Source organism: Sphingomonas melonis, assembly GCF_013409985.1.
Lineage (GTDB): Bacteria > Pseudomonadota > Alphaproteobacteria > Sphingomonadales > Sphingomonadaceae > Sphingomonas > Sphingomonas melonis_A.
Genome location: NZ_JACCBY010000006.1, coordinates 46,474 through 63,944 on the forward strand (window position 1 = coordinate 46,474; position 17,471 = coordinate 63,944).

At 62.4% G+C, this 17,471-nt stretch carries 18 protein-coding genes; 15 read left to right on the forward strand and 3 right to left on the reverse strand.

All coding sequences use genetic code 11. The features are described from left to right. The first annotated feature begins 8 nt into the window (after nt 1-8). The 15 genes from dinD to HD841_RS16830 all read left to right on the forward strand — a co-directional run bounded on the left by dinD (nt 9) and on the right by HD841_RS16830 (nt 15,372). Nucleotides 9-893 carry a DNA damage-inducible protein D gene (dinD, locus tag HD841_RS16760; protein WP_179510042.1) on the forward strand — a complete coding sequence of 295 codons (885 nt, stop codon included), beginning with the start codon at nt 9-11 and terminating at the stop codon, nt 891-893. Continuing rightward, nucleotides 890-2,656, forward strand: a complete 1,767-nt coding sequence (locus HD841_RS16765; RefSeq protein WP_179510043.1) for a site-specific DNA-methyltransferase — start codon at nt 890-892, stop codon at nt 2,654-2,656. The genes dinD and HD841_RS16765 overlap by 4 nt, the downstream gene beginning before the upstream one ends. Continuing rightward, complete coding sequence (locus HD841_RS16770; RefSeq protein WP_257015696.1) at nt 2,649-5,381, forward strand: DEAD/DEAH box helicase family protein; 2,733 nt, start codon at nt 2,649-2,651, stop codon at nt 5,379-5,381. The genes HD841_RS16765 and HD841_RS16770 overlap by 8 nt, the downstream gene beginning before the upstream one ends. Before the next feature lie 11 nt (nt 5,382-5,392). After that, nucleotides 5,393-6,580 carry a hypothetical protein gene (locus HD841_RS16775; protein WP_179510044.1) on the forward strand — a complete coding sequence of 396 codons (1,188 nt, stop codon included), beginning with the start codon at nt 5,393-5,395 and terminating at the stop codon, nt 6,578-6,580. Nucleotides 6,581-6,855: 275 nt separating this feature from the next. Beyond that, nucleotides 6,856-8,073: a tyrosine-type recombinase/integrase gene (locus HD841_RS16780; RefSeq protein ID WP_179510045.1), complete on the forward strand. Its 1,218-nt coding sequence runs from the start codon at nt 6,856-6,858 to the stop codon at nt 8,071-8,073. Nucleotides 8,074-8,203: 130 nt separating this feature from the next. Beyond that, nucleotides 8,204-8,422 carry a helix-turn-helix transcriptional regulator gene (locus HD841_RS16785; protein ID WP_179510046.1) on the forward strand — a complete coding sequence of 73 codons (219 nt, stop codon included), beginning with the start codon at nt 8,204-8,206 and terminating at the stop codon, nt 8,420-8,422. A gap of 9 nt (nt 8,423-8,431) precedes the next feature. Continuing rightward, on the forward strand, nt 8,432-8,665 hold the full coding sequence (locus HD841_RS16790) for a hypothetical protein (protein ID WP_179510047.1): 234 nt from the start codon (nt 8,432-8,434) through the stop codon (nt 8,663-8,665). 70 nt (nt 8,666-8,735) lie between these two features. Beyond that, a complete protein-coding gene (locus HD841_RS16795; RefSeq protein ID WP_179510048.1) occupies nt 8,736-9,191 on the forward strand; it encodes a hypothetical protein in 456 nt (151 codons plus the stop codon). An 84-nt stretch (nt 9,192-9,275) separates the two neighbouring features. Next, nucleotides 9,276-11,261, forward strand: a complete 1,986-nt coding sequence (locus tag HD841_RS16800; protein ID WP_179510049.1) for a virulence-associated E family protein — start codon at nt 9,276-9,278, stop codon at nt 11,259-11,261. Between the two features lie 288 nt (nt 11,262-11,549). Next, nucleotides 11,550-11,963: a hypothetical protein gene (locus HD841_RS16805; RefSeq protein ID WP_179510050.1), complete on the forward strand. Its 414-nt coding sequence runs from the start codon at nt 11,550-11,552 to the stop codon at nt 11,961-11,963. A 54-nt stretch (nt 11,964-12,017) separates the two neighbouring features. Further along, nucleotides 12,018-12,533 (forward strand): hypothetical protein, encoded by a 516-nt coding sequence (locus HD841_RS16810; protein WP_179510051.1) that lies wholly within the window; start codon nt 12,018-12,020, stop codon nt 12,531-12,533. A gap of 242 nt (nt 12,534-12,775) precedes the next feature. Beyond that, on the forward strand, nt 12,776-12,976 hold the full coding sequence (locus HD841_RS16815) for a hypothetical protein (protein WP_179510052.1): 201 nt from the start codon (nt 12,776-12,778) through the stop codon (nt 12,974-12,976). Nucleotides 12,977-13,493: 517 nt separating this feature from the next. Beyond that, nucleotides 13,494-13,838, forward strand: a complete 345-nt coding sequence (locus tag HD841_RS16820) for a hypothetical protein (protein WP_179510053.1) — start codon at nt 13,494-13,496, stop codon at nt 13,836-13,838. Between the two features lie 113 nt (nt 13,839-13,951). Beyond that, complete coding sequence (locus HD841_RS16825; RefSeq protein ID WP_179510054.1) at nt 13,952-15,103, forward strand: phage major capsid protein; 1,152 nt, start codon at nt 13,952-13,954, stop codon at nt 15,101-15,103. Then, nucleotides 15,103-15,372, forward strand: coding sequence for a hypothetical protein (locus HD841_RS16830; protein WP_179510055.1), 270 nt, complete (start codon nt 15,103-15,105; stop codon nt 15,370-15,372). Before HD841_RS16825 ends, HD841_RS16830 begins: the two co-directional genes overlap by 1 nt. Before the next feature lie 57 nt (nt 15,373-15,429). Here the strand turns inward: HD841_RS16830 and HD841_RS16835 are convergent, their stop codons facing one another. The 3 genes from HD841_RS16835 to HD841_RS16845 form a co-directional block, all read right to left on the reverse strand. Then, nucleotides 15,430-15,909, reverse strand: a complete 480-nt coding sequence (locus tag HD841_RS16835) for a Panacea domain-containing protein (protein WP_179510056.1) — start codon at nt 15,907-15,909, stop codon at nt 15,430-15,432. Between the two features lies 1 nt (nt 15,910). After that, the gene (locus HD841_RS16840; RefSeq protein ID WP_179510057.1) at nt 15,911-16,792 is read right to left on the reverse strand and encodes a hypothetical protein; all 882 of its coding nucleotides are present in this window, start codon (nt 16,790-16,792) and stop codon (nt 15,911-15,913) included. A 76-nt stretch (nt 16,793-16,868) separates the two neighbouring features. Continuing rightward, nucleotides 16,869-17,408 carry a hypothetical protein gene (locus HD841_RS16845; protein ID WP_179510058.1) on the reverse strand — a complete coding sequence of 180 codons (540 nt, stop codon included), beginning with the start codon at nt 17,406-17,408 and terminating at the stop codon, nt 16,869-16,871. Between the last annotated feature and the right edge of the window lie 63 nt (nt 17,409-17,471).

Below are 17,471 nucleotides of genomic sequence, written 5' to 3' on the forward strand. Positions count from 1 at the left end.
ATCATTACGTGACCGATTCGCCTGTTCCAGCTCACCCGCCGACCTTCGAGGAGCTTCGCCGCACCAACGCATACGGAGCGGATTACTGGAGCGCCCGCGACCTGCAGGTGCTGCTTGGCTACAGCCAGTGGCGCCGGTTCGAGGATGCCATCCGGCGCGCGATGACCTCGTGCGAGCAGTCGGGGAATACCTGCGATTATCATTTTGCCGGCGCCGGCAAAATGATCCCTACCGGCAAGGGGGCCGAGCGGGAGGTGGACGATTTCCACCTGTCCCGCTTTGCCTGCTACCTGATCGCCCAGAATGGCGACCCCCGAAAGCCGGCCATCGCCCAGGCGCAGAAGTATTTCGCTGTGCAGACCCGGCGGCAGGAGCTGTCCGACGAATATGCTGCGGACGTCGAGCGACTGGAGATGCGCAAGCAGATCAGCGAGGAGTTCAAGAACCTGTCCGGGGCCGCTCGGACCGCGGGTGTCGCCGACCGGCGCTTCGGCATCTTCCACGACGCTGGTTACAAGGGCATGTATGACGGGCGCGGGGTCGACGCGATCAAGGCTAAGAAGGGCATCGGCGCTCGCGACAATCTGATGGACCGGATGAACTCGACCGAGCTGGCCGCCAACCAGTTCCGCATGACCCAGGCGCGCGACAAGCTGGCGCGCGAGGGCATCCGTGGCGAGCAGCGCGCGATCGACGCTCACCATACTGTCGGGCGCGAGGTTCGCGCCGCTATCGGCAAGATTGGTGGGACGATGCCAGAGGATATTCCCGCCGACGAGCATATCAAATTGGTCGAGAAGCGCGTGAAGGCGGCCCCGCCGAAGCTCGCCATCGAGGGGCCGGAAGCTGGCGGCTTGATGGGTCCGCGCGACCCGAATGAGGAAATCTTGTGAAGAAGACGAAGCTCGAACTGACTTGGCCGGGCAAGGACGAACAGCCCGCGCTGGAGCCGCGCATCCTGATCGAACACCCCGATCGCGCGCACCACGCCGCTATGCGCTGCCATGGCGACCTGTTCGATAACCTGCTGATCAAGGGAGACAACCTTCTCGCGCTGAAGGCGCTGGAGGCAGAATACGCGGGGCGGATCAAATGCATCTACATCGATCCGCCATATAATATCAATGCGGCTACGCCCTTCTATGACGATGGACTGGAGCACTCGCTGTGGCTTAGCCTGATGCATCAACGGCTCGTGCTCTTGAGGCACCTGCTGGCGACCGATGGCCTGATTGTCGTTCAGATCGATGATCAGGAGATGCCATATCTTTGCGTAATGATGGACGAGATCTTCGGTCGCGCAAATCGCGTGAACATCGTTGCAGTCAAGATGAGCGAGGCATCTGGCGTAAAGATGTCGCATACCGAACGTCGACTGCCGAAGCTCAAAGAATACCTTCTTATCTATCGCAATCAAACAACACCGCAGCTTACGATTGATTTGGTGCCAATCGGCGCGTGGAACGATGAATATAAAACGCTGATGGTCGGCGTGGAAAGGGACGCCCTAGAGGAATTGAAAGGCATAATTAGCGCCGATATTCGATCACAGGATGGCGTTAATCGCTGCAACGAGATACTCAAGGGTGCCACGACGGAAAGCCTTTCATCATATTTTCAGCGAGCAGGTATTTCTGACAAGAAGGAGCAGGAGCGTTTCAAGTTCGATAATGCTTGGCGGATTATTCAGGCTGTCGGGTCGTCCAGCGTTCTTGCGCTGGCGAAGGCGCAGCCACAACTGCGGCAGGAGATCGCAGCAGCCTTATCAGCGCGTGGATTGATCTACCTCTACAAGACCGACTTTGACCCTTCTGCAAAGCAACCACGTATCCAGGTCATCTTCGCGGATGAAAACCTTATGCGAAATCCAGGCGATTTTTGGACCGACATTAAGACGACGGGCGGCGTGGGTCAGGAAGGTGGGTCAGTATTCCCTAACGGCAAGAAGCCGGAGGCCTTGATCAAGCGGGTCATCGCGATGTGCACGCGACCTGGCGACCTAGTGCTGGACTCGTTCGCGGGGTCAGGCACGACCGGTGCGGTGGCGCACAAGATGCGACGACGGTGGATCCTCATAGAGAAGGGTAACCATGCCGACACGCACATCGTCCCGCGCCTCACCAAAGTGATCGATGGCGAGGACGCGGGAGGCGTGACGAAGGCGGTCGATTGGGAGGGCGGTGGCGGCTTTCGATACTTCACGCTTGCCCCGTCGCTGCTCGAGCGTGACCACTGGGGCAATTGGGTCATCGCGCGCGAATACAACGCCGCGATGCTGGCCGAGGCGATGTGCAAGCATCTCGGCTTCACCTATGCGCCAGCCCAGGACGAGGCTGAATACTGGCGCCACGGCCAGTCAAGTGAGACCGACTTCCTCTACGTCACCACCCAAAGCCTGACCCACGACGCGCTCAAGCTCCTGTCCGACGAGGTCGGGCCGGGCCGCACGCTGATGATCTGCGCGCGCGCCTTCTCGGGCTCGGTCGACGCCTTTCCGAACCTCACCTGCCGCAAGATTCCGTCGACCATCCTGACTAAATGCGAATGGGGCCGCGACGACTATTCGCTCAACGTCGCAGCCCTATCGACCGCGGCGAACGACCCGCCCGATAGTGGCCCACTGTTCGCGGCGGCGGGGGAGCACGTCGATGGCTGACGCCGATCGGGGCATGCTGACCCCGCACCAGCGCATCCGCCGCCAGGTGAACCAGCGGCTGTCGCTGCGCCCCCCGCAGGAGGCGGCGCTCGCGATCCTTGCTGACGTTGCCGACCGGATCGACTGGACGGGCACGGTCGACGTGAAAGCGCTGCTCACCGACATTCGCGCTTCCTACCCGTCGGTCGAGAGCTTCGAGCGCGAGTTCCCCAGTCTCGCCTTCGCGCTGGCGACCGGGGTCGGCAAGACGCGGTTGATGGGCGCGTTCATCGCCTATCTGTATCTCACCGGCCGGTCGAAGAACTTCTTCCTGCTCGCTCCCAACACCACCATCTACGACAAGCTGGTCGAGGACTTCGCGCGCCAGTCCTCGCCCAAATATGTGTTCAAAGGCATCGCCGAGTTCGCCCAGGCGCCACCGATCATCGTTACCGGCGACACCTGGGACGAGGGACGCGGCATTCGCGGAACCCAGCTGATCGGCGACGCCATCATCAACATCTTCAACGTCGACAAGATCAACAAGGAAAAGGGCCGCATCCGCTCGTTCCGCGAGACGCTGGGCGAAAGCTACTTCGATTATTTGGCCGGGCTCGACGACCTCGTCATGCTGATGGACGAGGCGCACCGCTACCGCGCCAAGGCGGCGGCCAACGCGGTCTATGAACTGGCGCCCAAGCTGGGGCTGGAGCTGACCGCAACGCCCAAGACGGTTGGAACGAGTCCCAAGGACTTCCGCAACGTCATCTATCGCTATGGCCTGGGGCAGGCGATGGCCGATGGCTTCGTCAAGGAACCGGCGGTAGCGACGCGCGAGAACTTCCGCCGCGCCGACTACGACGGCGCCCAGCTCGAGCGCATCATGCTGGAGGACGGCGTCACCTATCACGAGCAGGTCCGCGTCGAACTGGAGATCTACGCCAAGCAGTCCGCCCGCCCGGTGGTCCATCCGTTCATGCTCGTCGTCGCCAAGGACACGAGCCACGCCGCCGAGCTGCGGGCGTATATCGAGAGCGACGACTTCTTCCGCGGCGCCTATTGCGGCCGCGTCGCCGAGGTCCACTCGAACCAGACGGGCGAGGAGTCGAACGAGGCGATGGCGCGTCTGGTCGGGCTGGAGCACGACGCGCAAACCGACATCGTCATCCACGTCAACAAGTTGAAGGAGGGATGGGACGTCACCAACCTCTTCACCATCGTGCCCCTGCGTGCCTCTGCCTCCGAGATCCTGACTGAGCAGACGCTGGGGCGCGGCCTGCGCCTGCCCTATGGCCAGCGCACGGGCGTGGAGATGGTCGATACATTGACCGTCATCGCCCACGACCGGTTCGACGCGGTGATCCAGGAAGCGCGCAAGCCCGACTCGCTTGTCGCGATGAAGACGCTGACGATCGGTGAGAATGGCGACGTGCGTCCCGCCGCGCGCGAGGTGCTGTCGGTGCCGTCCACGACCGAGGCGCGGTTCATCGGCTGGCAACCGGCGCTGCCCGACCTTGCGGGCCGCGTCGCCGAGCCGGCGGCCACGCCCTACGTCCCGCCGACGCCCGAGCAGGTCGCCATCGCCGACGCGACGCTCACCTTTATTCGCGAACGCGAGCGGACCCTGCCCGGCGGCCTTGCCGACCTGAAGAAGCCGGAGGTTCAGGCCGCCATCGCCGCCGACGTCCGGCGCGCGACTGCTGCGGCGCAGGGCAGCTTCGACGCGGTGATGCCGCAGCCCGCCGTCGAGGCGCTGGTGGCCGAGATCGCGGTCGACCTTGCCAATAATGCGATCGAGATCCCCGAAATCGTCGTGCTGCCTAGCCGCGAAGTCAACTTCTGGTTCGACGACTTCGACCTGTCCGGGCTCGACACAATCCGCTACCGGCCCAGCTCCGACACCATCCTCGTCCGCAACCTGCGCACCGACGCGCAGCGCGAGCTCGCCCGGGGCGTCGAGGGGCCGAAGGAGGCACGGCCGGAGAACTACATCGTCCGCCACCTGCTCGCGCTGCCCGAGGTCGATTACGACAGCCAGGCGGACCTGCTCTACAAGCTCGCCGGCCAGGTGATTGCCTACCTGCGCAGCTACCTCGACGATGAGGCGCAGGTCGAGGCGGTAGCGCTGGAGCATGGCAAGCGGCTCGCCGACCTCGTTTTCGCGCAGATGCGCGGCCACTATCGCGAGACGCCGGCCGAGTATCGTGCACGGCGCGTCCGCTCGTTCAAGACGCTCCGGCCACAACAGTTCGGCTATGACCCGACCCGCGTGCTGCCGCTCGGGCAAGCGGCGCACCCGCTCTCAGCGACACCGTCCTTCGTCTTTATCGGCTCGCGGAAGTCACCGTATCAGTTCCACAAGTTCGACAGCGACCCCGAGCGCCGCTTCGCCGCCGCGATCGACAGCGATCGATGGTCGGGCGTGGTTCGCTGGTTGCGCCCGGCGCCGGGCCAGTTCGACATCGAGTATGACCGGGGCCGCCGCTACGAGCCCGACTTCGTCGTCGAATGCACCGACGCCAAGCTGATCGTCGAGGTCAAGGCGCAGAACGAACTGTCCGATGCCGTCGTGCAGGAGAAAGCCCGCGCAGCCCGCGCTTGGGTCGACAATGCCAACGCCTTCGCCGCCGATGGCGACGGCAAGCCTTGGCACTATGTCCTCCTGGGGGACCAGCAAATAACCGAAAGCCTCACCCTCCAATCCCTCCTCCCACCCGCCCGCCCCACCCTCGCGGCATCAGGGTAGGGTGGCGGCACATGGGCGCAATCCTCTACGGCGAGTTCACCCGCTTGCGGTGGCGGCGCATTGATCCGCCGGCGCTGGCGCGGCTCGAAAACCCGGCGGCAACCGCGCTCGACGCTGACGCGCTGCTCAGCGGTGAGGACATAGATGAGGTCTGGGGCTTGAGCCCGGACCAATGCGTCCTCCTCGCCGGTCACGACGTCGTCGACGCGCCCGAAGACAACATACTGACGCTTCCCACCGCGCTCCTCGGGCAGCAGTTGTCCCTTCCGAGTGACGGCATCTGGTTTATCGGCGTGCAGCACTCGGCGCATTGTTGGGCGGCGTTGCGGAACGTGTCGGCGCTCTCGCGCTCGGAACTGACGATCGCGTGGCGCAGCCTCGATCTGCCAAGGGCCGGCGAGCTGTTCCTCGGAATGCCCCTGCATGGCGATGCGGCCTTCACGTTGGTCTATCCGCCTGCTCAGGAAGGCGAGCGTCAGGCAATGCTTGATCCGGATGGCGAATCGCTACTTATTGCGCCGTTTCGCGCTGAGCGCGACGACGATGACCTAGAGGCGCTCGCGGTCGCCAATGGATCAGGACGTGGAGATCAGGCGAGAGCTCTCGCAGCCGACTGGCGGCGAGCACGTCCCAAGTTTCGCTACGGTGTCCTCGCCGATGGATTGATGCGCTGGCTCGACTTACACACCGGCACTACGCCTGAACCCGTTCGCCCCGCGACGAGGATGTTCCGTGAGCGCCTCAAGGAGCTGTCGGAGGAGCTCGCTCGGCGGGGTATCCACTATCAAGATGATGAGGACGGCTACAATTACGAACTCGCCCACGCCATCGAGGACTCGGCCGTCCCTGACGACTTCCCCGAACCCTATGCTCCAGTCGCTCGATCCGTATCCTCGTATTACGACTTGGACGATAAGGTCGATCAGGCTCGAGCGCTCTTCGACCCAGAGGACGACAACGAGGATTGGCTGACCTATACGGTGGATTACAAGTTGATGCCCAGCCGCACCGACGTCACGTCCACGGACATCATCTTCACCGGCGGTGAGATCGGACGTTCATCGGTCGACAACGACCAGGTTGCCGCCCTCATCGCTGAATGTGCGCAAGCCTTCGACCTGGATCATAGCGAACGAGGGCGCCTGATCACAGTGGCGCTGAATGGTCCCGCCGCCACCAACGTCGGTAGCAAAGGCTAAGCCGATCCCGGATGGGGGTATCGGTGGGGGTATCCAGCAGAAAATGAGTGCGCTTCCCCAAAGTAGTTCGAATCCCTCCGTCTCCGCCAGGCGTTCTTTTTTCGAGAGCCCCTAAGCGCCTTCTACGCGCTGCTTTCCACAGCATTTCAGAATGTTAGCCAACTCGATCCGCTTTCTAGCGCCTTCGAGAACCTTCGTCATATTTGTCGACTTTGAGCCAAATCAGGGGTTAAAACAGGGGTCGAACAAAGCATGAACAAGGGTGGCGAACAGCAATGGGAAAGCTCAGCGCTAGGCGGATCAAAGGTCTGACCGAGAAGGGGCGGTACGGAGACGGGGACAACTTGTATCTCTGTGTTGGGCGGGGTGGGCGCAAGTCTTGGGCGTTGCTCTACACGATTGCCGGGCAGAACCGTCAGATGGGTCTTGGCCCGCTCGATGACGCCTTTGGACTTGTCGAAGCGCGCGACCGCGCCGCTGAACTCCGCCGGATGATCCGCCGTGGCGTCGATCCGCTGGCCGAGAAGCAAGCGGAGCGCGCGAAGGCAGCGCCGACTGTCGTTACCTTCCGCGAGGTCGCTGAGGATTGCATCGCGTCGCTCGTACCGGGGTGGACGAATGGCAAGAGCGAAGGCCAGTGGCGCCAATCGCTGACCACCTACGCCTATCCCGTCATGGGCGATATGGACGTGGCCGCGATCACCACCGACGAAGTGTATCGGGTGCTTGAGCCGATCTGGGCCACCAAACCGGAGACGGCGGGCCGGGTGCGCGCCCGTATCGAGAAGGTGCTGGATCGCGCCACTGCCCGGAAGCTCCGGACAGGTGACAACCCTGCACGCCTAAAGGGCAACCTCGATCACCTGCTAGCGAAGCAGTCGAAGGTGAAGCGGGTAAAGTCGCACTCCGCGCTCCCCTATGCCGAGGTGTCGAGCTTCATGGCCGAGGTGCGGAAGCGGGAGGGTGTCGCCGCCCGCGCGTTTGAGTTCGCCATCCTGACCGCTGCCCGCACGAACGAGGCGCTGGGCGCGACGTGGAGCGAAATCGACCTCGACGCCGCCGTGTGGACGATCCCCGCCGACCGTATGAAGGCCCGCCGCGATCACCGGGTGCCGTTAAGCGACGCGGCGGTTGCGCTCCTGCGCTCGATGCCGCGCGATGAAAGCAGCGACTATGTGTTCATCAGTCCGATGGCGAAGGGCAAGCCACTCAGCAACATGGCCCTGCTCGCCACGCTCAAGCGCATGGAACGCACCGACCTGACCGCCCACGGCTTCCGCTCGACCTTTCGGGATTGGGCGGCGGAGACGACCGCATACCCCGATACCGTGGTCGAAATGGCGCTGGCCCACGCGATCAGCAGCGCGGTGGAGGCGGCATACCGCCGTGGCGACCTGTTCGAGAAGCGGAAGCGGCTGATGGCCGATTGGGCTGCGTATTGCTCGGGCCGGGGTGCGGGGGCCGACAAGGTCGTGCCGATCCGAGCTACGTAAATGCGACGAGTTGAGGGGTGAGAGCGCATTTTCCCTCTATCTATGGGAATAAGTATGTTCCTCTTGGCGTGTCCCGGCGCTTTTAGAGCGCCCTCCTGGTGCTTCGGCACCCCCGAAGGAAGGGACGACGATGAGCAAGAGACTTGTCTATTCATACGCTGATCTACGCGAGGGCTTCGGCCTTTCTCGCAACGCCTTGGATGGCTTGGTGGAACGTGGCGAAATAAAAGCGCCTATTCTACTGAGTCCTCGCCGCAAGGCATTTCTAGTTGAGGACGTGGAGGCTTTCCTAGCCTCCCGCGCTGCTCTGCGCGACGCCAGCGACAATCCCGCCCGCCCCTGCGCCTGAGCGCAGAAGATGGACGATGATTTCGACTTCGGCCCGCCGGGGCCGGTCGTCGTGCTCGACCGCGCCGCCGACACGTGGGCCGTTTTCTTCGATCCGCCCATGCCGGACGGGGAGCGCCGCGTCACGTTCGCAGACAAGAATACCGCTTGGGGCGAAGCGATGACCCGTTGCGCCGAACATCGGTTCGGTTTTCGCGACGACGCCAACCCCGCCACGGGCAATCGGAACGCCGCTCTCAAGTAATCGGTCGAATTAATACTTTCGACTGAAACGAGCGCGCTCGAAAAATAAGCCTCGAAACGAGGAGGTATATATGCAGACCCAGTTCACCAGCCCTTACGTCCACAAGAAGATCATTCCCGCTCTGAATCGCGACTGGGATCGCAAGCAGGCGCAGGATGACAAGTCCACCAAGGCGCTGGGCTTCGCCCCTACCGCCGACTACCCGCGCTGGTCATTCGACCAGATCGCGGCGGCAGAGTTCTACCTCGGCCAGCGCGATAAGGGCCACAAGCGCGAAATGGCGGGCCGATTGGCGACCCGGCTGCATCGGGCGATGCAGGGTCACCCGACCGCCGACCAGTTCACCGTCGTCACGCTCGCCAACGGCTCAACCTCGATCCACCCGACCGCCGACCTCGACCTCTCCACCGGCTTCGTATCCGGCGGCTGCGTCGAGACGGCGCTGATGATCGAGGTGCGGGGTCTGCGGGAAAAGGTCGCGCGAGCAATCGCGGAAGCGGCCTCCGTTGTCGGCACCGACGAATGAACGCGCTCGCCATGTTGTTCGCGACGGTCGGGCTGGCGGTGAGTCTCGCCGCCCTCGACCGCGCGCGATTGCCGGAGGGCCGCGATGCTCGACCCTGAAAACGAAGCGGCGCGCGCCGACCAAACGACGCGCGCCACCCCGGAGGTTACTTTGAAGCCCGATCACGATGCCGTCGATGCACGGCAAAAGAAAGCCGATCGCGGTTCGTGGTCGCCCGACGATCCGAACCGGCGACGGTGGGATGCGACTACATCCTATGAAGCCGAATATCCCTATCGGCGGCTCAACGGGACCATCGCCTTCGTTAAATACAAGGGCCGTTGTGCTGACGGAGAGAAGGTGTTCGCCACTGGTCGCCCTTTCGAGAGCGGCAGCAGCGCGTATGCGATGGCCGTCGCTGATGACCCTCGCGCTTTCTTCGATCTGGAAGGGCTGCGGCACGTCTTGAAGGGCAAAGGCGAAACCGCCGACCTTCTGTATCGGCTGGATGAGCTTGTCCGCGATACCGAAGCGGATCGAGAAGCCCCGGTGTACATCCCCGAAGGCGAGAAGGACGTGGATACGCTTCGCGCTTTGGGCTTCATCGCCACAACCAACCCGGACGGGTGGAAGAAATGGAGCGATGATTACGGCGAGCATCTACGCTACCGCCACATCGTCCTACTGATCGACAACGATAAGAATGGAGAACAGCGGGGCGAACTGCTTCCTGTCCGGCTCTGGCGATACGCCAAGTCGATCAAGGTTATTCGCCTGCCGGACCTCCCGCCCAAAGGCGACGTCACTGACTGGATAGAGGCGGGCAACTCGAAAGAGGCGCTGCTCAAGATCGTTGAGGAGACGCCGCCTTGGCAACCGTTCGAGCGAGACGAGGACGGCAATCCCTATAAGTCGTCCGGCAACGCGCGTTTGTCGCTCGACCTTCTCGGTGTCACGGTCCGATATGATGAGTTCGCTCACCGCTTTGTTCAGTCGGGCTTGCCGAACGCTGATCCGGTGTTGGGTGACAAAGACGTTACGCACCTCCGCATTATCGTCGGTGAGCGGTGCGGGCTGAAATACGCGAAGGATGCTTGGTGGGACTATGTGACCGACTATGCACACCGGCGCGCGTTTCATCCCGTCCGTGATTACCTCGATGCGCGGCGCTGGGACGGGGTGCCGAGGCTAGATACCTGGCTGTCACACTACGGCGGTGCCGAGGATAACGAGTACACGCGGGCCGTTAGCGCCATTCCGTTGATCGCGGGTGTTCGTCGGGTTCGGAAGCCGGGGTGTAAGTTCGATGAGGTGCTGGTCCTTGAGGGCGCTCAGGGCGGCAATAAGAGCGGCGCGCTGCGAGCCCTAGCAACCCGCGATGAATGGTTCGTGGACAGTCTGCCGCTCGGCGCGGACAGCAAAGTCGTGATGGAGCAGATCGCCGGGGGCTGGCTGATCGAGTTCGCGGAAATGAGCGGCCTGAACAAGAGCGACGTGGAGAACGTCAAGTCGCAGGTCGCTCGGCAGTTCGACAAGGCGCGAATGTCCTACGGGCGCTTGACGACCGAACGTCCCCGGCAGTGCGTGTTCTTCGGCACCACGAACGCGGATCAATACTTACGTGACCCGACCGGCAATCGGCGGTTCTGGCCGGTGAAGGTTGATCGGTTCGACCTCGATGCCCTGCGGCGCGACCGCGATCAGATATGGGCGGAAGCGGCGGCGCGGGAAGCGACTGGCGAGAGCATCCGCTTGGCCCCGCACCTATGGGCAGTCGCCGGGGAGCATCAGGCGAAGCGGCTGGTCCGTGACACCTTCTTCGATACCCTCGCGGACCTTCTCGACGGTGCCGAAGGGAAGGTGCGAGCGGAGGACATCTGGGCCGCAGTCGGGCTGGAGGACAAGGCGAAACGGACCCAAGCGCATGGTGATCGCTTGCACGCGGCGATGACGCGGTTGGGCTGGCGCCGTCCCCCTGATGACCGACTGCGGTTTGCGGGCAAGCGGGTACAAGCCTGGGCCAAGGGTGACGCCTCGATAGAGGTGCCGAGGGCCATTCTGTTCCCGGCAGATGACGGGAGGCCGATGTGAGGGCGCGCGTCCTCCCCCCGTCCGGTCGCCGTCCGCCCTCGGGGGGGGGGCGCGATTAGGCCAGCTTTTCCGGTGCTTTCCTGCCTCCGTCCCCCCCGTCCCCCCCTATTCTTTAGGAAGAATAGAGACCGGAGAGGGAGGGCAGGAAATTACCCCTCTACGGGAAACCGCCGGACGGGCCGGACGGGGCGGACGCCCCCAGAATTATCCCTGCATTTCCGCCGTTTAAGCCGTCCCCCCGCGATCGGACGGGCGGACGCTTGGCGGACCTCTACCGGAGAACATCTCATGAGCAGTACCAATGAACTCAACGCTTACCTCACCGCCAACCCCGGCAAGACGCCCCGCGACTACAAGGGCAAGGACACCGCGCCTTTCGACAACTCTCACGTCGCGCCCGGTGAGAAGCCCTTCGACCTGCTCGACCGCGATCATGTGCGCTTGCGCGCTGATGGTGTGCCCGCGCGTCTCCTGCCCCGCAACATCCGTCAGGCCGCTGGTCGAGACAAGGGGATGCGCTGGGATGAGGCGACGCGATCTTATCGCCTCGCACCGACGGGAAAGGCCGGAGGGAGCCGCGCAAGCGCGGTGCAGTACCTCGATAGCTCCGGCCCCCGCGCCAGCGCTCCTGAAAGCGCTCCGGCGGACCTCGACAGTGCCGTGGGGAGGGGGCGTCTGGAAGTCCCGGAACAGCCAGCCTGACGACCGGCGCCAGAGCCGAACGCTAATTCAATCCGCCATAATGGAGAGCACCCGATGACTACCGATGTGAAGAAGCCGCGCCGCCAGCGTGCTGATAGCAAGGAAGCAGCGGTCAAGGACATGTTCAACGGTGAGCGTGTCATCACGCCGCCCGACGATACATTCCTGCAACCCGGCGAACTGGTCATCTTCAATGAGATCATCGCTGAATTGCCCAAGGGGGAGTGGACCGATCACATGATCCGCATCGCCGCTGACCTTGCCCGCATGATGACTGATCTTCGCGCCGAAGGTGACGCCATCCGTCGCGAGGGAAGCGTGGTGACGGGCGCTGCGGGCGGGCCGATCCGCAACCCGCGTTGTGCCCAATTCGCGTCGTTGGAGGCGAGCATAGCGCGCACGCGCCGCTCCCTTGCGATCCATAGTCGCGCCAAGGGCGGCATGGACACTCAGGCCATTGCCCGCCGCCGCGAGCTACAGCGCGGACACGAGGCTTTCCCGCTCGATGACGACGATGAAGGCTTGCTGGCCCGCCCGCCCGCTGACTTCGACTTCAATGGGGTACACTGACATGGGTATCGAAGCCGCCCCCGCCGCTGCGCAGGTAGAGCTATGCCGCCGCCTGAACCGCAGCGCGGCTGACAAGTATGCCGAGCAGGGTGCCGACCCGGCGGCAATCGCCGTCGCAGCGGTCTATTCCGCCGTAGACGTGGCGAACGCGCTGGTAGGCCACCCCGCCGCCGCTATCGCCTGGGTGCATAGCGCCCCGAAGCCCTCGAAGCGGGCCTGCCTCTTACCGTGGAGACGTTGCAGTGAGCGGCCTAGCCTCGCTGCTCGCCGCCCCGCCCGAAGTGCGCGCTGCAGCCTTGTCGCTTTTGGATGAGATGAGCGAGCCGCTGGCCCCGCGTGAGTTGGAGAGAACCCTTCAAGCCGGTGGGCTGACCCGCAGCGCGGCACGGCGCGCGATGCACGCCCTCCGCCACGTCGAACTGATCGCGCTGGTTCCCCGGTGACAGGCGGGCGGCCAAGGCGACCGGCGCTGGAGGCGCGGCTGGTTCGTGAGGCGGTGGCGGACGTGGATCCATCCGCCCCTCGCGAACCGCTGACCCGCGATCTGGCGCGGAAGGTAGTGGCGGAGCTTGCGGTTGAGACTGAGGTGGAAGCTGACCCGATTGCATTGGCGCTGACGACCATCCGACGGCAGGCATTCCCGTCGCCTGCTCACGCGCTCGCGACCGACCCCGATGTTGATACACTGTCGTTGTTCGTAGAGCGGCGCGTCGCCCGCCTTCGCTCCCGCGCTGGCCGGGACCTCAATCGGCATGCGGATGAGGACGAACGCCAACGTATTCTCCTTGAAGTGGAGCACATCCTTAAGCGGCGATATTTGCGCCACCTTCGAGGATGATGAAGCGGGAGATTGATTCCGAGAACCGATCAGGTGCTGCGATCCCTTCCTCCTCCTTCAACTAGCAGCGATACAACCTATATTCCTGTGCGATCGTGGGCCTTCGCAGCAAAGGGGGAAGTATGGTGACAAGCGGCGAAAACGGGGCAGTTAGGATCAATATGGACTTGTCTGTCCCTCCTGAGGACCCGGTGGAAGCAGAAGGGTACGTGGAACTTTACCGGCATCTTCAGCAACTCTTCGCGGCTTTGGGCGGTCGGAGGCTTAGTGAAGAGGATTTTGCGAAGTGGGACGCCGATGTGAAGAAGCTTCTCCGAGCATCCGAGCTTCCACGATATGAAAAGCCTTTGCGGCCGCATATCCCACTTTCATCAGACACAATCCAATATGCGCGCAATTTCCACCTGACCAAGATACTGTGGGCGCGGAAGGGGCTTGAGAAGCTGATGACTGACACCGGCTACTAAGCGGTTTTTATTCGACGCTTCCTGCCCTAAACCGCATATCCGACAGTCGATTTCCGCGAAGGTCCTCCGAGAACAAGGAGGACCTTATGCGTATCAATGCAATTCCAGTCGCCATGCGCCGTGTCAGCGGTGAAGGCTTCGGCGTCCGTGCCTCTGCCGGTCCGCAGAACATCGAAAGCATGTTCAACCAGATCAACAGTCTGCTCCACGACGGCTTCAGCGCGCGCGATCAGCAAATCACCAATCTGGCCGACGCGGTTTCCGCGATCCAGAATCAGGTCAACGCGGGCGGCCACATCGTGTTCGGCGGCTCGCAGCCGTCTTGGGGCGATCAGGTCGTCAACTCCGAAGCCTTGAGCGGCCTTCGCGCGGCGGCGGGCAAGGCCCGCGCGCAGATCGACCTCACCCCCTCGAACGCGATCACCAGCGTCCCCGGCAGCGGCGGCGCGCTTATCGCGCCGGATCGGGCCGACGCCGTGGCGATGCCCCGCCGCCGCCTCACGATCCGCGACCTGCTGGGACGCGGCACGACCGGATCGAACATGATAGAGTATCCGCGTCAGGTCGTGCGCGAGGTCAACGCCGCCACGGTCGCAGAAATGGCCCTCAAGCCGGAAAGCTCGTTCGGCTGGGAACTCGCACAGGCGAAGGTCCAGACGATTGCGCACTGGGTTGGTGCGTCGCGGCAGGTGCTGGACGATGGCGGGCAGCTTCGCACGCTGATCGACGGTGAGCTGCGCTACGGGCTGGCGTTGCGCGAGGAAATGCAGCTGCTGCTCGGTGACGGTGCGGGGACGAACCTGCTGGGCCTGATCCCGCAGGCGACCGCTTACGACGCGACCGGGGAAGCCGCTGGCGCCTCCAAGTTCGATGTCGTCCTCAACGCCATCGCCCAGGCGGAACGGGCCGACCTCCCCGCGACCGGCATTGTGGTCAACTCGACCGACTGGCTGCGCTTGCAGGGACTCAAGGACAGCGAGGGCCGCTACATCGGCTCCGGCCCGATGGGCACGGCGATGGCGACCGCGTGGGGCCTCGACGTTGCCCCCTCCGCCTCGATGCCGGCGGGCAAGTTCCTTGTCGGCAACTTCGCCAATAGCGCGACCGTGTACGACCGGATGACGCCGGTTGTGCTGCTCTCGACGGAGGACCGGGACAACTTCGTCCGCAACGCCGTCACCATTCTTGCTGAGGAGCGGATCGCGCTGGCCGTGCGCCAGCCGCGCGCCCTGATCTACGGCGATTATTCGGGGGCGCAGGGCTGATGGGCGAAAAGGTCACAACCGCCGTCGTGACCGGTGAGCCGGTGCCGGAAAGCGCATATGACGTCGCGCTTCTCGGCACCCCCTCGCTCGTCACCCTCAAGCACGACACCGAGGGCGAGCGGATGAAGCTCCGCATCCTCCGGGCCTGCGGTCATTGGATCGAAGGCGACGAGCCGGAGGTCAATGCCGAGTACGCGCGACAACTGATCGGCAACGGCTTGGCGGAGGAGGTCAAGCCGAAGGCCGGGAAGCCTGCGCCGACCGGCTGAACGGGTCCGCGCATGTGCCTCCTTAGGCGCGCTTGCGCGGATCACACATTTTCTGGGCTAAGCCGTCGCCTTCCGCATCTGCTTTCGATACCTTTTAGCTAGCGTTGGCAGGTCAAGAATCGATTGGCGCTCAGACACCATCACCGGGAAAGTAGAATAAACAAGCTTGATGAAGTCTTTCCAATATAGCGATTTTGTCTGTTCGATTACATGATCTAACGCCGCTTTGTCGCTTTCAGTTAGTGAACGCCACCGCCGTGTCCGCTTCAAGACAATTCGGTCCTTGATATCGCCGTATGCATTTTGCTCCGTTGTGATCTTGAAATCTTCATCAGATCGAGCGGTATTCACTACGTCATCAACATAAGGGCCATAATGATTGAACTTCCATTCAATCTCGGATATTTGGCTGCCCTCCTCTAGCGAAGCTTTCCAGTCTGCCAGGTAAACCATCTTAGTGAGGCGCGCCTTGGAAAGCTCGCTCTTGTGAGGATAGTTCTCGCAAAGGTAGCCAACCATGTCGATCAAGTCAGCCATTTTAAAAGCCCTTCCGGCTTGCAAGGTCTGGTGACGGTTCGATAAATTTAAGACTTTCAAGGTCAGAGAGAAGCTGGCGACGGTAATTTGCTGTAACCGCCTTCCTCAAGTCATCCTTGTTTGCAGCATTAGTATCCGTACTCTCAAAAACGATAACGGCGATCCGATCTATGCCCATGGCATCCATGACGGTGTAAGCGTATATAGACCTGCTCTTCATAGTGAGATTTCGAGCAGTTTCGTCGTCGAAACCCCAGTTTTCGCAATTCTCTTTTATGTACTCTTCAGGGTCTGCTGGCAGGTTTTCAGCGAACGACTCCATGTCCGCACTTTCCCAAGCCGCGCCAATGCATCCAGAATCAGCGGTATAAACCCCGCGCCCTGTCGCGTTGTATCTAGGTATGGCGGCGTAACGACCTAACATATTGAAGGTGTCTGTGGACGCAGAATAGCGGTATATGCTAATTCGAAAGCTATTGGGCAATGTCATAGCTTGAGCTATGTGAGCAAGGCGATGGCGCCACGCCTCTCGCGCGTTGCGAACCAGCGACACCAGCTGTTCCTGCGATTGCTCAACCTGTTTCTCCAACTCCGATTTTTCGGATTTGAGCGCACGGATTGATCCGCTTCGCTTGTAAGTGAGCATTGCGCCGATGATGCCAGCGGCGGAGAGAGCTACGACGGCAGCCAACCTCACCAGAAAATGCGGCCACGTTTCCGGGACAGTCGGCTTGAGTAGGTAGTCTCGAAAAACAGCCCAACCAATTCCGCAGAGCGCCACCAAAACAGTTGGGCCATACTCTACAAAGGCCCCCTGCAGCTCCCGCGTGAAACGCAAAAATGCCGTATTGTCGTCGTCAATCGCTGTACTCAGGCTTGACATTCGTAGGGCACCTCAAAGCTCGCATAGCGCAAACGAAGCAAGAACGCCAACGTTTGAGCCAAGGTGGTACGGCACGTCATGCACGAGGAATGCGGAGCGTCAGACCGGAGTTCGGACCCGGTGGAAGCCCCAGCGCGGGCTCTACACCCTGCGTTTCGCGTAGGTTCGCGAAGATCGCCACAGGGTCAACGCGCATCCCAATCTTTGCTTCGGATGCCGGGCGCGGCTCCATCACCGCCTTCGCGCGATAAACCTCTAGCTGGGGTATGCCTTCGTCAATCGCGCGCCTGCAAAGGCCTCGCGCATAGTAGCGCCCGAACTCCCCTTCGCCCATAGTCTGGTGAGCCGTTATGGGAACCGCTGCCATCGTGTAGCCGCCCTTCGGCTTCCTCCGCTCAACTTGTCGCTTGAGGCAATTGTCGGTGCGAATGGCATTACCCAAGCTGTCATCCGTTCCGGTTTGTGCGGCTTCTCGCAACATAACAGGCCACCGCTCGCAACCGTCCGCATTGAGGTAATTGCTGATGTAAATCTTGCCGCTCGCGACATCCATGTCGATTTCTTCAACCATGAAGCGGCGGGTAGCCTCATCCAAGTTTTCGTATGCGATGCCCATGCGTTCCTCCGTCACGACAGGCTACACCTACGGCGTTACTTGTCCATCGCGATCACAACCGAA